The sequence below is a fragment of the Streptomyces sp. NPDC048606 genome, from assembly GCF_040650855.1.
In the GTDB taxonomy this organism is placed as follows: Bacteria; Actinomycetota; Actinomycetes; order Streptomycetales; family Streptomycetaceae; genus Streptomyces.
Window position 1 is genome coordinate 43,907 of sequence record NZ_JBEZIB010000044.1, and the last position, 15,724, is coordinate 59,630.

Genomic DNA, 15,724 nt, shown 5'->3' on the forward strand with positions numbered 1-15,724 from the left:
CCACGTCAGGGGCGAACTGACGATGCGTTCGAGCCACGTCCGGGCGACACGCCCCAGCTTGACAGCACCCCGCGAATGGGTGATGTTAGGCCAGCCTTACCTAACTAAATGGGTGAGACCGAGGAAGGATGGGCATGTCCGCACCACACGCGCAGACCACTCCGGGGAGCCGAGTCCCCGGCACCCGCGACCTGGTGGGCATCGGCTTCGGCCCTGCCAACCTGGCGCTGGCGATAGCCGTCGAGGAGCACAACCTCCAGCGCACGTCCGGTGGAGCGGTGCACGCCACCTTCGTCGAGCGGCAGGAGGACTTCGGCTGGCACCGGGGAATGCTCCTCGAAGGCGCCACCATGCAGGTGTCCTTCCTGAAGGACCTCGTCACGATGCGCAACCCCGGTAGCCCGTACAGCTTCGTGCACTACCTCCAGGACCACGGCAGGCTGGCGGACTTCGTCAACCACAAGACCTTCTTCCCGACCCGCATCGAGTTCCACGACTACTTCCGCTGGTGCGCGAGCGCCTTCCGGGACCAGGTCCGTTACGGGGCCGAGGTCGAGTCCGTCACCGCGCCCCCGACCCTCGGCGCCGCGGACACCGTGGACGAACTGGAGGTACGCTCCCGGGACGCGGACGGCGGCGGCACCACCCTGCGCACCCGCAACGTCGTCATCGGCACCGGCCTCGTCCCCCGCCTCCCGCGCGGCGTCGAGACGGGTGCCCGCGTCTGGCACAACCGCGATCTGCTGTTCCGCGCGCCGAAGTTGACGGACCGTCGACACCGCCGGTTCGTGGTCGTCGGGGCCGGCCAGTCGGCGGCGGAGACCGCCGACTACCTGCACCGGACCTTCCCCGACTCCGAGGTCCACGCGGTCTTCCGGCGCTACGGGTACAGCCCGGCCGACGACAGCCCCTTCGCCAACCGGATCTTCGACCCGGCCGCGGTGGACACCTTCTACGGGGCGCCGCAGGAGGTCAAGGAGCAGCTCCTCGGCTACCACGCGAACACCAACTACTCGGTGGTCGACGGGGACCTGATCGAGCAGCTGTACCGCACCGCCTACCAGGAGAAGATCACCGGCACGGAGCGGCTGCGGATCACGGGCGCCTGCGAGTTCGTCTCCGTCACCCCCGTGGAGCACGGCGTACGGGCCACCGTGCGCTCACTGACCGGCGGCGGGACCTCCACCCTCGACTGCGACGCGATCGTCCTCGCCACCGGCTACCGACCGGCCGACCCGCTGGAGCTGCTGGGGGACCTGGCCGGGGAATGCCTCACCGACGGACAGGGGCGCCTGCGCATCGGTCGCGACCACCGGGTGGAGACCACGGACCGACTGCGGGCCGGGGTCTACGTCCAGGGCGCGGCGACCGAGCACACGCACGGCATCACCTCCTCGCTGCTGTCCACGCTGGCGGTGCGCTCGGGCGAGATCTGCGACTCCCTGCTCCTGCGCGCGACCGAACACGAGTTGCGGACCGGACCGACGGACGCCGCTCCGGGCACCGCGCCCGCCGTCCCCGCGAACCGGGGCTGAGCCCCGGTGTCCCCCACGCAGACCCCCCTGGCCCCCGCCGCGCCGCCCGCCGTCAACCTGACCGCGGCCCAGGCCCACGTGCTCGCCGCGCAGACCGCGGCCCCCTCGTACGCCGGCCACAACGTCGGCCAGTACATCGAACTGGTGGGCCCGCTCGACGTCGAGGCCCTGGACGAGGCCGTCAGCCGGACCTTCGACGAGGCCCCCTGGCTGCGCTTCAGCGTGACCAGCGAGGCCGGTCGCTACCGTCAGGCGCCGGCGCCGGCCCGGACCGGGGTGCGCAGGCTGCCCCGCCTGGACACCTCGGGAGCCGCCGATCCGGTGGCCGCCGCCGTGGACCTCGTACGACGCCAACTCGCCTGCCCGCCCCGGCTGGAGCTGCTGGTCGACCCGGTGCGGCCGGACGCGGTGCCCGATCTCGCGGGCGCGGTGCTGGTCACCGCCGGACCCCGGCACCACCTGCTCGTGCAGTACTTCCACCAGCTCGTCGTCGACGGCTACGGCGTGGCCCTGCTCAGCCGGCGCATCGCCGAGCGCTACACGGCCCTGGTCGGCCGCACGCCGGTGACCCCGTCGCCGTTCGCCCCGGTGTCGGTCCTCGCGGACGCCGAGAGCGCCTACGCCGCGTCGGCCGCGCACGCCACCGAGCTGGCGGCCTGGCAGGAACGTTACGCCGACCTGCCGGACCCCGTCTGGCCCTCGGGCCGCACGGCCCCCGCCGGCGACACCGCCCTGCGGCGGACCGTCGTGCTCGGCCGCGCCGACGGCGCGGCCGTCTCCGCCGCCGCCCGTACGGCCGGGGTGACCTGGGGCGAGGCGGTGGTCGCCGCGACCGCCGTCCACCTGACCGAACGGACGGGGGCCAAGGAGGCCACCCTCGCCCTCTTCGCCACGGCCCGCACCGCCCCCGGCACCCTTCGCGTGCCCGGGATGGCCGTCAACGTCCTGCCGGCACGGATCCCGGTCGGGCCCGAGGACACCTTCCGCACCCTGCTGGGCCGCGCGGCGGCCGAACTGACCTTCCTGCGCGGCCACCAGCGGGTCCGGGGCGAGGAACTGGCCAAGGCCCTGTGGCCGGCGCTGCCGGGCACCCGCGTCCCCGGCCCCCTGATCAACCTGCGGCCCTTCGAGACCGAGCTGGACTTCGCCGGGACCCGCGGGCACGTGGTCACCCTGGCCTCCGGGCCCGTGGACGACCTGTCCGTCTCGGCGGCCGGGCTTCCCGACGGACGGCTGCGCCTGGACTTCGACGCGAACCCGGCGCTGTACGACGCGGATGCGCTGGCCCGGCACGCCGACGCCTGCGCGGGAGCCCTGGTGGCCCTGGCCCGGGAACCCGGCCGTCCCCTCGGCGAGGTACTGCGCCGGCCCGCCGCCGCGCCGTCCGCGCACCGTGCGCCGGACGCGTCCGCCGTGCCTCGCGCGGTCGGCGCCCCGACGGGCACCCGACCCGGCGGACCGGGACACGACACCGAGACGGGCACCCTGCCCCTGCTGCCCTCCGCGCACCGGCTGCGCGAGGCGCGCTGCGCCGTGGAGCGCCTGCACGAGTCGGTGCTGCTGAGGGTCCCCGCCGGGCTGCGGGCGGCTCCGCTGCGCCAGGCCCTCGCGGCCCTGGCCCGGCGGCATCCGGCGCTGCGGCTCGCGCTGCACCGCACCGAGGGGGTGTGGACCCAGGAGATCCGACCGGCCGTCTCGGCCCCGGCGGTCACCGATCCCGCCACCCTGCGCCGGATCGGCGTCGCCGGGCGCCCGCGGGAGGAACGCGACCGCCTGGTCGCGGCCGCGGCGCGGACCGCCGCCGAGGCGCTGGATCCCCGTACGGCCACCGTGCTGCGCGCGGTCTGGTTCGACGCCGGTCCGCGCGAGGAGGGCCGCCTGCTGTTGCTGGGGCACGAGCTGTCCGTGGACGATGTCACCTGGCAGGCCCTGACCGACGAACTGGTCCCGCTGTACGAGGAGTTCGCCTACGGGGAAGCCGCCGCCGACGCCCGGATGGCCCCGGCCGGAGGCCTCGTCGACTGGGCGGCGCGACTGAGCGCCGAGGCCCAGTCCACGGACCGGGCACGGGAGCTGCCGCACTGGCGGACGCTCGCCGCCGCTCCGGCCGGCAGGGCCTGGGCGGCCACCGAGGGCGGCCACCTCGTGACCACCCTGCTGACGCTGCCGCCGGCCCCCTCCGGGCCCGGATCCCGTCCGGAACCCGGCGACGGACACGCCGTCGACGCCCTGCTCCTTACGGCGCTGGCCCGGCTCGCGAACGGCAGGCCCCGGCTGCACGACGGCACCGGACTGCTCGTCGACCTGGAGCTGCCCCGCCCGGAGGCGGCCCCGCGCACGGCGGGCAGGCTCACCTCCGCGCACCTGCTGCGCCTCGCGCTCGACGCCTGCGGCCCGTCCGCGCCGACCGGCCCCGGGGAGACGTACGGGCGCGTCGTGCGCGAGCTGGCCGCGGTCCCCGACCGGGGCCGGGGGCTCGACCAGTTGCGTCACCTCAACCCCCAGACCGCGGGCCGCCTCGCGGACCTGCCGCGCTGCGGGATCCGCTACCGGCGCCGGAACGTGCTGCGGGCCGCCCCGGGCTCCGGGGGCTGGGGCCCCGCCCCCGCCTCCGAGTGGCGGGCCCTGGAGCCCACGGACACGCCGCTCCCCCTGACGGGGCCGCTGGAGGTCACCGCGTACGCGGAGGCGATGCCGGACGGGAGCACCGCGCTCACGCTGCGCTGGCGCTGGTCGGACCGGCTCTTCGGGGCCGCCGAGGCCCGGGAACTGGCCGAGGAGGCCACCGCCACCGTCCGCGCGCTGTCGGCCCGCCCGTCCGAGCCCGAAGGCGACGCGCGCTCCGGCGACGCCGGCTCCTGAACCACCCCCGTCACACCGAAGGCGTCCTCGCCGAGGGCGCCTTCACCGAACCACCGATCCCCCACCACCGTTCCACCCCGTCACCAAGGAGATCAGCCATGTCCACCACCAACCCCTTCGAGGACGACGACGCGCGCTACTTCGTGCTGGTGAACACCGAGAACCAGCACTCCCTGTGGCCCGCGTTCGCCGCCGTCCCGGCCGGCTGGACCGTCGCGCACGGCGAGGACACCCGCGCCGGGTGCGCCGCGTACACCGACGCCCACTGGACCGACATGCGCCCCGCGAGCCTGATCGCCACCCAGGGCTGATCCGGCGCCCGCCGGCGCGCCCCGCGCGACACCGGGGCCGGCGCATCGTCACCGGCCCCGGCAACTCCCGCACCGCTCCCGCCTCGTCGGGGACCTCCCCGACGAGGAATCGGGGGCGCCGGCGGCTTCCGTGATCAATAACTTAGGTTAGGCTTACCTAAGTATCCTCGCCACGCCTTTCCGGACGAAGGAAGCACCCATGCCCGACACCGCCGCCTCAGGCCCCTCCGCCCTCCCGCTCACCCCCGGGTCCCTCGACCTCGACCGGCTCGTCCACGACGTGGCCGAGGTCCTCTACGTGGAGCCCTCCGACATCTCCCCGGACGAAGACCTCATCGACCAGGGGCTCGACTCCATACGGCTGATGACCCTCGTGGAGAGATGGCGCGCCGAAGGCGCACGGATCAGCTTCGTCGACCTCGCCGAGCGCCCGACCCTGCGCGAATGGGCCGCGCTCCTGTCCCCCACCGCCTGACCCGCGACCCACCTGCCGTCAACGGAGCCCCCCGTGCCCCTGCGTGACCTCCTCATCGACATCGACCCCCTGCGCACGAGCCCCGACTTCCGGGCCATCTTCACCGCGCGGGTGGTCTCCCTCTTCGGCCTCGGCATGGCCACCGTGGCGCTGTCCGCACAGGTCTACGCGATGACCCGGTCGACGTTCGATGTGGCCGTCACCAGCATGATCATGAGCGTGACGGTGCTCCTCGGATCGCTGTGGGGCGGCGTGATGGCCGACCGCACCGACCGCAAGCGGCTCATCGTCTGCGCGCGCGGCGCGGCCGCCCTGGCCTTCGCCGGCCTCGCCGTGAACGCCATGCTGCCCGATCCCTCCCTGTGGGCGATCTACGTGTGCGTCGCCTGGGACGGCCTCGCCACGGGCGTCAGCGTGACCGCGCTGATGGCCGTCGCGCCGACCCTGGTCCGCCCCGACCAACTCCCCGCGGCCGGCGCCCTGATCTCCCTCACCGGCGAGATCGGCTCCATCAGCGCCCCGTTCCTCGGCGGCCTGCTGCTCGCCGCCTGGGGCCCCGGCCCCGTCTACTCCTTCGCAGCCGTCACCACGGCCGTCACCACCCTCCTCATCTCCCGCATCCGCCCGCTGCCCCCCGGCATCGGCGCGGACGACGACGAGGACGAGGACTACGGGAAGGACAGCGGATCGCCGCTGGTGGCGTTCAAGTACGCGCTGCGCAACCGTGTGGTCGGCGGGCTCGTGCTCCTCGGCGGCGTCGTCGCCGTGTTCAACGTCCCCGTCGTGCTCTTCCCCGAGATGGTCGACCGTCAGTTCCACGGCGACGAGGTCATGCTGGGCCTGCTGTACACCGCCCCGGCCGTCGGCGCCGTCCTGGTGTCGGCCACCAGCGGGTGGCTGTCGCGCACCGCCCGCCCCGGGCGGATGCTGCTCGCCGCCGCCTTCACCGGGGGCCTCGCCACCATCGGCTTCGGCCTCAGCGGCAACGTCGCCGTCGCCTTCGTGATGCTGGCCGTCGGCGGAGCCGCCGGCACGGTGTACGAGATCCTGGAGTACGCCCTCGTCCAGCACAGCACGCCGGACCGGCTGCGCGGCCGCATCGTCAGCGTCATCACCGCCCAGGGCACCACGGGCGGCGTCGTCGGGGACGCCGAGGTGGCCGCCGTCGCACGCTGGTTCAGCCCGGCCGGAGCGGCCGTGTTGAACGGCGCCGTCTGCGCCGTCGCGGCCGTCGCCGTGGCCGTGGCCGTACCCGGCCTCCGCCGGGCCACGCTGCCCCTCGAAGACGAGGACGGGCAGGGAGACGGGGACGGGGACCGCGACGGGACCCGGGACGCGGGGGCCGCCGAACGCGACGCCGAGCACCCCGGCGCACCCCGCACCGCCTCCGACCCCGCCGAGGACCCCGCGCCCCGCCCCGCCGAGCGCTGACCCCCGCCTGCTCGGGGCCCGAGCACCGAGCACCGAGCACCGAGCACCGAGCACCGAGCACCGAGCACCGAGCACCACCCTCTCGCCCCCGTCCCGAGGCATCCCGCCCCTCGGGCCCCCGGCCTGCCCGCCCTCCGGGCCGCCCGCCCCGCCGGCCTTCCGCCCCGAGGCCGACACGCCCTGCCGTCGCCGAACCCTGGAGCACGATCCCCATGAGCGACCGACCCTCCCAGCGCCTGCCCCTCACCGGGGCCCAGACCGGTGTCTGGTACGGACAGCGGCTCGACCCCGAGTCCCCGGTCTACAACGTGGGCCAGTACGTCGAGATCAACGGCGCGCTGGACCCGGACCTGTTCGTCACCGCCCTGCGGTGGACCGTCGCCGAGACCGAGGCGCTGACCACCCGGTTCGGCGAGGACGCGGACGGCGTCCCGTACCAGACGGTGTGGCCGGGCCCGGCCGCCGGCCCGATCGTGGCGACCCTCGACCACACGGGCCAGGAGGACCCGGTCGGCGTGGCGCTCTCCCTCATGCACCGGGACATGGCGACCCCCGTGGACCCGCTGCGCGATCCGCTGTACGTCTTCTCCCTGCACCGGGTCGGCCCGGACCGCACGCTCTGGTACCAGCGCGCCCACCACATCGCCCTCGACGCCTTCGGCTTCTCCCTGCTCTCCCGCCGTACGGCCGAGGTGTACAGCGCGCTGGTCGCCGGCGAGCAGCCCGCGCCGAACCCCTTCGGCGGGCTGAGCGTGGTGACCGACGAGGAGCGGGAGTACCGCTCCTCCGAGCGGTTCGAGGCGGACCGCGCCTACTGGCTGGAGCGGCTGGCGGACTGCCCGGAGCCGGAGCCGCTGAGCGGCGCCTCGCTCCCCGCCGCCCACGCCTTCCTGCGCGACGGGGCCACCCTCTCCGTGGAGGAGACCACCGGACTGCTCGACATCGCCCGCGCCGCGCGCGCCAGTTGGGCCGACGTGATGACGGCCGCCTTCGCGGCCTTCCTGCACCGGGCCACCGGCACCCGGGACGTGCTCCTCTCGCTGCCGGCCATGGCCCGGCTCGGTTCGGCCGCGCTCAAGGTGCCGGCGATGGTCGTCAACGTGCTGCCGCTGCGCGTGGCGGTCCACCCGGGGGCGGAACTGGCGGAACTGGTCGGCGAGGTCGCCGCCGGGATCCGGGACCTGCGCCGCCACCAGCGCTACCGCGCCGAGGACATCCGCCGCGAACTGGGCCTGTCCGGCCGGGCGCAGGGGCTGCTCGGCCCCATGGTGAACGTCAAGGCCTTCGACAACGACCTCGACTTCGCCGGCTCCCCGGGCACCGTGCACAACGTCGCCGCCGGCCCCGTCGAGGACCTCACCCTGGGCGTCTACCACGACGCCGCCGAGGGACGGATCCGGTTCGAGTTCGACGGCAACCCCCTGGCCTACGACGCCGACTCGCTCGGCGCGCGCTGCCACGAGTTCGCCCGCTTCCTGCGCGCCGCCGCCGCGGCGGGACCGCAGGCCCCCGTCGGCCTGCACGACCTGCTGGAGCCCGAGGCCCTGGAGCGCGCCCTGCGCACGGGGAACGCGACCGCGCACGCCCTGCCCGCGGGCACGGTCGTCGAGGCGTTCGCCGCGCAGGCCCGCCGCCACCCGGAGCTGCCCGCCGTCGTCGCCGGAGGGGTCACCCTCGACTACGCGGGCCTCGACGACCGGGCGGCCCGGCTCGCCCGGGTGCTGGCCGACCGCGGCGTGGGCCCCGAGGGCATCGTCGGACTGGCCCTGCCCCGTACGGCCGACCTGGTGGTGGCCCTGCTCGCGGTCTGGCGGGCCGGCGGCGCCTACCTCCCCCTGGACCTGGACTACCCGGCCGAGCGACTCGCGTACATGGTCGAGGACGCCCGTCCCGTCTGCGTGTTGACCACCCTGGAGCAGGCCGCGCTCGCCCCCGACGTACCGGGCGTGGAGGTCGTGGTGCTGGACGCCCCCGACACCCTGGCCGCGCTGGCCGACGTGGACACCGCCGCCCCGGCGCCCGCGCCGCCCGCCGCGGACCAGCCGGCCTACGTGATCTACACCTCCGGCTCGACCGGCCGTCCCAAGGGCGTGGTGATCGGCCACGCGGCGCTCGCCAACTTCCTGCACATGCAGGCCGACGTCCTCGAACTCGTGCCCGGCGACCGGCTCGTCGCCGTCACCACCATCGCCTTCGACATCGCCGCGCTGGAGATCCACACCCCGCTGCTGTGCGGGGCGACGGTGGTCCTCGCCGACCGCGACACCGTCCGCGACCCGGCCGCGCTGGCCGCCCTCGTCGACGCGCACCGGCCGGCCGTCATGCAGGCCACCCCTTCCCTGTGGCACGCGCTGCTGGAGGACGGGCGCCCCACCTCCCTGGACGGCACGCGCGTCCTGGTCGGCGGCGAGGCGCTGCCCGCCGCGCTCGCCGAGCGCCTGGCCCGTACCGCCCTGTCCGTCACCAACGTCTACGGCCCCACCGAGGTCACCGTCTGGGCCACCTCCGCCGACCTCGACCCGGCGCACACGGGAGTCCCGGACATCGGCCTGCCGTTCTGGAACACCCGCGCCTACGTCCTGGACTCCGCCCTGCGCCCGGTGGCCCCCGGCCGCCCCGGCGAGCTGTACCTGAGCGGGTCCCAGTTGGCCCGCGGCTACCTGGGCCGTCCGGCGCTGACCTCCGAACGGTTCGTCGCCGACCCCCACGGGGAGCCCGGCGAGCGCATGTACCGGACGGGCGACCTGGCCCGGCGCGGCGCGGACGGCCGCATCGAGTTCCTCGGCCGGGTCGACGACCAGGTCAAGCTGCGCGGCTTCCGCATCGAACTCGGCGAGATCGAGGCGGCCCTCATGGCCGCGCCGGGCGTGGGCCGGGCCGTGGTGCTGGTCCGCGAGGACCTGCCGGGCTTCCCCGCCCTGGTCGGCTACGTCACCCCCTCCGCCGACGGCCCCGCCCCCGAGCCGGCGGCCCTGCGCGCGGCCGCGGCCGAGGTGCTGCCGGAGTACATGGTCCCGTCGGCGGTGGTGGCGCTCGACGCCTTCCCGCTGACCGCGAACGGCAAGGTCGACCGGCGCGCGCTGCCCGCCCCCGACCTCTCCGGTCTCTCCGGCGGCGGGCGTGCCGCGCGCGGCGCCCACGAGGAGATCGTCGCGGGGGTCTTCGCGGAGGTGCTGGGGCTGGCCTCGGTCGGCGGCGACGACGACTTCTTCTCCCTGGGCGGACACTCCCTGCTGGCCGCCCGGGTGATCGCCCGGCTGCGGACCGCCCTCGGCGCCGAGTGCGGCATCCGCGACGTGTTCGAGGCCCGCACCGTCGCCGGTCTCGCCGCCCGGCTCGCCGGACGCACGTCCGCCGGCCGCACGGCGCCCGTGGCCGGCGTACGGCCCGATCCGCTGCCGCTGTCGTACGCGCAGCGCCGGTTGTGGTTCCTCGACCAGGTCGAGGGACCCGCGACCACCTACAACATCCCCTTCGCGGTGCGCTTCGACGGAACGCTCGACGCGGGCGCCCTGGACGCGGCGCTCGCCGACGTCGCCACCCGCCACGAGGCCCTGCGGACGGTGTACGGGGAGCACGACGGCGTCCCGTACCAGCGCGTGGTCGACCCGGCGGAGGCCGGGGTGCGGCTGCGGGTCGTCGAGGTGGCCGACGGGCGTCTCGACGAGGCGGTGACGGCGGCCCTCGCGCACCTCTTCGACCTGAAGGCCGAGGCGCCGCTGCGCGTCACCCTGCTGCGCGACCACGAGGGCGGTGGCGACGCGCTCGTGGTCCTGCTGCACCACATCGCGAGCGACGAGTGGTCCATGGGCCCGTTCCTGCGCGACCTGGAGCGGGCGTACGAGGCCCGGTGCGCGGGCGAGGAACCGCTCTTCGCCCCCCTCCCGGTCCAGTACGCCGACTTCGCGCTGTGGCAGCGCGACCTGCTGGGCGCCGTGGAGGAGCCCGGTTCCCTCGCCGCGCGGCAGGCCGCGTACTGGCGGGAGGCGCTCGCCGCGCTGCCCGAGGAGGCGGGACTGACCGCCGACCGGCCGCGTCCGGCGGTGGCCGCGCACGCCGGGGCCCTGCTGTACCGCGAGGTCCCGCGCGAGCTGGCCCTCGGCGTACGGCGGCTGGCCCGGGAGAGCGGCACCAGTGTGTTCATGGTGGTGCACGCCGCCGTGGCCGCGCTGCTGCACCGGCTCGGCGCCGGCGAGGACATCGTGCTCGGCAGCCCGGTCGCCGGTCGTTCGGACAGCGCCCTGGACGATCTGGTCGGCTTCTTCGTCAACACGCTGGTGCTGCGCACCGACCTGTCCGGCGACCCGTCCTTCGGTGAACTGCTGGAGCGCGTCCGCGGCGCCGACCTGGCCGCCCTGGACCACGCCGACCTCCCCTTCGAGCAGGTGGTGGAGGCCGTCAACCCGGAGCGCACGCTCGCCCGTCACCCGCTCTTCCAGACGATGGTCTCCTACAGCACGGTGACCCAGGACGTCCGCACCCTCTTCGGCCTGCCCACGCGGGTGGACCGGGTGGACCCCGGGGTGACCAAGTTCGACCTGGACATCACCTTCGCCGACGCGGCGCACAGCGAGGACCTGGAGCTGGAGGTCTTCTACTCCACCGGCCTGTTCGACCGGGCGACCGTGGAGACCTTCACCGACCGGCTGCTGCGGACCCTGGCCGAGGCGGTCGCCGATCCCTCGCGCCCGGTATCGGCCTGGGAGCTGCGCGACGCCGACGAGCGGGCGATGATGGCCCGTTGGAACGCCACGGACCGCGCGGTGCCGGCGGCGAACGTCGCCGAGGTGTTCGCGGAGCGGGCCGCCCTGACCCCGGACGCCGTCGCCGTCGTGGCCGGCGAGGACCGGCTGACCTTCGCCGGGCTCGCGGAGCGGGCGGGCCGGCTGGCCGCCGTACTGGTCGCCGAGGGCGTCGGTCCGGATTCCGTGGTGGCCCTCGCGGTGCCGCGTTCCGCCGACGCCGTGGTGGCCGTGCTCGCCGTCCTCAAGGCGGGCGGCGCCTACCTGCCGCTCGACCTCGACCACCCCGCCGAGCGGCTGGCGTTCATGCTGGAGGACGCCTCCCCGGTGTGCGCGGTGACCACCCGCGCGGTGGCGGACCTCGTCCCGGGCACCCCCGCGGTGGTCCTGGACGATCCGCTGACCGAGGCCCGGCTCGCCGCGGCCGTGCCGGGGCCGGACGTGGCGGTGGACCCCGAGAACGCCGCGTACGTGATCTACACCTCGGGCTCCACCGGACGCCCGAAGGGCGTGGTGCTGCGGCACGCCGGCCTGACCGCCCTGTTCCGCGACCACGAGCGGGAGCTGTACCTGCCCGTCGCCGCGCGGTCGGGCCGCCGGGTGCGGGCCCTGCACACCGCCTCCTTCTCCTTCGACTCCTCCTGGGAGCAGTTGCTGTGGCTGGTCGCCGGCCACGAGCTGCACGTGCTGGACGAGTTCGAACGGCGCGACGCCGAGGCGGTCGTGGCGTACGTGCGCGCCGCGGAGATCGACGCGCTGGACGTGACGCCCTCGTACGGGCGCCGGCTGGTCGACGCCGGTCTGCTGGCCGGTCCGTGGCGGCCGGCGCTGTTCCTCCTGGGCGGCGAGGCGGTGCCCGCCGCGCTGTGGACGGAACTGCGGGAGCTGCCCGACGTCGAGGTGGTCAACTACTACGGACCGACCGAGTTCACGGTGGACGCGCTCGTCGCGCGGGTGGGCGACTGCCCCACCCCGGTCGTGGGACGGCCCCTGGACAACGCGCGGGCCCACGTCCTGGACTCCCGGCTGCGTCCGCTGCCCGTCGGGGTGCCCGGTGAGCTGTACCTGTCGGGAACGCAGAACGCCCGCGGCTACCTGGGGCGCGCGGCGCTGACCTCGGAGCGGTTCGTCGCCGACCCGTTCGGCGGGCCGGGCGAGCGCATGTACCGGACGGGCGACCTGGCCCGGTGGCGGGCCGACGGCCTGCTGGAGTTCCTGGGCCGCTCCGACGACCAGGTGAAGATCCGCGGCTTCCGCGTGGAACTCGGCGAGGTGGAGTCCGCGTTGTCCGCCCTGCCCGGGGTCTCCGCGGCCGCGGTGGTGGTACGGGAGGACGTGGCCGGCGGCGCGCGGCTGGTCGGTTACGTGACCGGCACCGCCGACCCGGCGGCGATCCGCGAGCGGTTGGCGCCGCTGCTGCCGGAGCACATGGTCCCGGCGGCCGTGGTGGGCCTGGCGGAGCTGCCGACGACGATCAGCGGCAAGCTGGACCGGGCGGCCCTGCCCGCCCCGGCGGCGGGCGAGGAGCTCGTGGGCCGCGCGCCGCGCGGTGCGGCCGAGGAACGGGTCGCCGCGGTGTTCGCGGAGGCCCTGGGGCTGGCGTCCGTCGGCGCCGACGCCGACTTCTTCCGGCTCGGCGGACACTCGCTGCTGGCCACCCGGGTGGTGGCCCGCCTCCGCGCGGCCGGCGACGACTGCTCGGTGCGGGACGTGTTCGAGGCCCGTACGGTCGCCGCCCTGGCGGCCCGTGTGGACGGGCGCGGGTCGACCGTGCGCCCGGCCCTGGTGGCGGCCGCGCGGCCCGAGCGACTGCCGCTGTCGTACGCCCAGGCCCGACTGTGGTTCCTGCACCGCCTGGAGGGACCCAACGCGACCTACAACATCCCGCACGTGCTGCGGCTGCGCGGCGCTGTGGACCCGGCCGCGCTGCGGGCGGCGGTCGCGGACGTGGTGGCCCGGCACGAGTCGCTGCGCACCGCGTTCGCCGAGGACGCGAGCGGCCCGTACCAGCGGGTGCTGGAGCCCGGGGCGGCCGTGGTGCCCTTCCACCTGGTCCGGGTGCCGGCCGGGGAACTGGCCGAGCGGACGGAGGAGGCCGCGGGGCGGCCGTTCGACCTCGGGGCGGAGCCGCCACTGCGGGTGACCCTGCTGGACGCCGGCGCACAGGGCTGGACGCTGGTCCTGCTGGTGCACCACATCGCCACCGACGAGTGGTCGGCCGGCCCGCTGCTGGACGACCTGGGCCGGGCCTACGCGGCCCGGCTGGCCGGCGGTGCGCCGGACTTCGCCCCGCTGCCGGTGCAGTACGCCGACTACGCGCTGTGGCAGCGCGAGCTGCTCGGCGAGCCGGGGCGGGAGGGCTCGCTCGCCCACCGGCAGTCCGGGTACTGGCGGGAGGCCCTGGCCGGGCTGCCGCAGGAGCTGAGCGTTCCGGCGGACCGGCCGCGTCCGGCGGTCCCCTCGCACCGCGGTGCGACGGTGGAGACGCGGCTGCCGGCGGCGCTGGTCGAGGGGCTGGACGCCCTGGCCCGCTCGACGGGGACGACGGTGTTCACGGTGGTCACGGCCGCGGTGGCCGCGTTGCTGCACCGGCTGGGCGCGGGCGAGGACATCCCCCTCGGCAGCCCGGTCGCCGGGCGCGGTGACGAGGCCCTCGACCGGCTGGTGGGCTTCTTCGTCAACACGGTCGTCCTGCGGGCGGACCTGTCCGGCGCGCCCACCTTCACGGAGCTGCTGGAGCGCACGGCCGCGACGGTCACGGCGGCGCTGGACCACGCCGACCTGCCCTTCGACTCGGTCGTGGAGGCCGTCAACCCGGAGCGCTCGCTCGCCCGTCACCCCCTGTTCCAGACGATGGTGGCCTACGAGGGCGGCTCCGGTCCCGCCGGAGCGGCGACCGGTGGGTTCGCCGGGATCCCCGCCGAGGAGGTCGCGCCGGCGGCCGGCGCGGCCAAGTTCGACCTGGAGATCCTCTTCCGCCGGACCCCGTCCGAGCGGGACGAGGCCTCGGCGGGGATGACCTGCGGGGTGCGCTACGCCGTCGACCTGTTCGACGAGGAGACGGTGTGGGCCCTGACCCACCGTCTCGTGCGCGTGCTGACCGCCGTGGTCGCCGATCCGGGGGTGCGGGTCTCGCGGGTCGAGGTGATGGGCGAGGCCGAGCGCGAGCTCGTCCTGCACGGCTGGAACGACACCGCGCGTCCGCTGCCCCCCATGACCCTGGACGCCCTCATGGCCGCCGGCTCACGCCGCGACCCGGACGGCACCGCCCTGGTCTTCGAAGGCGACGAACTCTCACGCACCGAGTTCGAGGACCGGGTCAACCGACTGGCACGCCTGCTCATCGGCCGCGGCGTCGGCCCCGAATCGGTGGTCGGCGTGGCCCTGCCCCGCTCCTTCGACCTCGTCGTCGCCCTCCACGCCGTCGTCCGCGCCGGCGGCGCCTACCTCCCCCTCGACACCACCCTGCCGACCGAACGCCTCGCCCACATGGTCCTCACCGCCGCCCCGGTGTGCGTGCTGACGGATCTGGCCTCGCTCGACGCGGTCACGGAGGTGACCTGGACGCAGACGGTGGCGTTGGACGCGCCGCGGGTGGCGGCGGAGCTCGCCGGGCTGTCGGGGCTCGCGGTGACGGACGCGGAGCGGACGGCGCCGTTGCTGCCCCGCCACCCCGCCTACGTCATCTTCACCTCCGGCTCCACCGGCCGCCCCAAGGGCGTCATGGTCGAACACGAGGCCATCGTCAACCGCGTCCAGTGGATGCAACACGCCTACCGACTGACCTCAGGCGACCGCGTCCTGCAGAAGACCCCCGCCGGATTCGACGTCTCCGTCTGGGAGTTCTTCTGGCCCCTCGCCGAAGCCGTCCCCCTGGTCATCGCCCGACCCGAAGGACACAAGGACCCCGACTACCTCGCGAACCTCATCCGCGAACAGCACGTCACCGTCCTGCACTTCGTCCCCTCCATGCTCGCCGCCTTCCTCGCCGAAACCGAGATCGCGACCTGCCCCACCCTCCGCCTCGTCGCCTGCAGCGGCGAAGCCCTCCCCACCGAACTCACCACCCGATTCCACACCTCCGCCGGTGCCTCACCGGTGGCCCTGGAGAACCTCTACGGGCCCACCGAGGCGGCCGTCGACGTCACCGCCGGTTCCGCGACCGCGGCGAACGCGGCCCAGGGCAGGCCCTCCGCCTCGATCGGTTCTCCCGTCTGGAACACCCAGCTCTACGTCCTCGACCACCACCTGCGCCCCGTACCCCCCGGCGTCCCCGGCGAACTCCACCTCGCCGGCACCCAACTCGCCCGCGGATACACCGCACAACCCGCCCTCACCGCCGAACGCTTCACCGCCAACCCCTACGGA

Annotated in this window: 6 protein-coding genes; all 6 read left to right on the plus strand. The window is 75.3% G+C overall.

All coding sequences use genetic code 11. The features are described 5' to 3' along the window. Positions 1-134: 134 nt before the first annotated feature. The gene (locus AB0D01_RS34335; protein ID WP_363062298.1) at positions 135-1,535 is read left to right on the plus strand and encodes a lysine N(6)-hydroxylase/L-ornithine N(5)-oxygenase family protein; all 1,401 of its coding nucleotides are present in this window, start codon (positions 135-137) and stop codon (positions 1,533-1,535) included. A gap of 6 nt (positions 1,536-1,541) precedes the next feature. Continuing rightward, positions 1,542-4,397, plus strand: a complete 2,856-nt coding sequence (locus AB0D01_RS34340; protein ID WP_363062300.1) for a condensation domain-containing protein — start codon at positions 1,542-1,544, stop codon at positions 4,395-4,397. A gap of 98 nt (positions 4,398-4,495) precedes the next feature. Then, a complete protein-coding gene (locus AB0D01_RS34345) occupies positions 4,496-4,708 on the plus strand; it encodes an MbtH family protein (RefSeq protein ID WP_363062302.1) in 213 nt (70 codons plus the stop codon). Positions 4,709-4,907: 199 nt separating this feature from the next. Then, complete coding sequence (locus AB0D01_RS34350) at positions 4,908-5,183, plus strand: phosphopantetheine-binding protein (RefSeq protein WP_363062304.1); 276 nt, start codon at positions 4,908-4,910, stop codon at positions 5,181-5,183. Positions 5,184-5,216: 33 nt separating this feature from the next. Continuing rightward, on the plus strand, positions 5,217-6,614 hold the full coding sequence (entS, locus tag AB0D01_RS34355; RefSeq protein ID WP_363062306.1) for an enterobactin transporter EntS: 1,398 nt from the start codon (positions 5,217-5,219) through the stop codon (positions 6,612-6,614). Positions 6,615-6,826: 212 nt separating this feature from the next. Further along, the coding region (locus tag AB0D01_RS34360; protein ID WP_363062308.1) for an amino acid adenylation domain-containing protein at positions 6,827-15,724 on the plus strand (8,898 nt) is incomplete at its 3' end.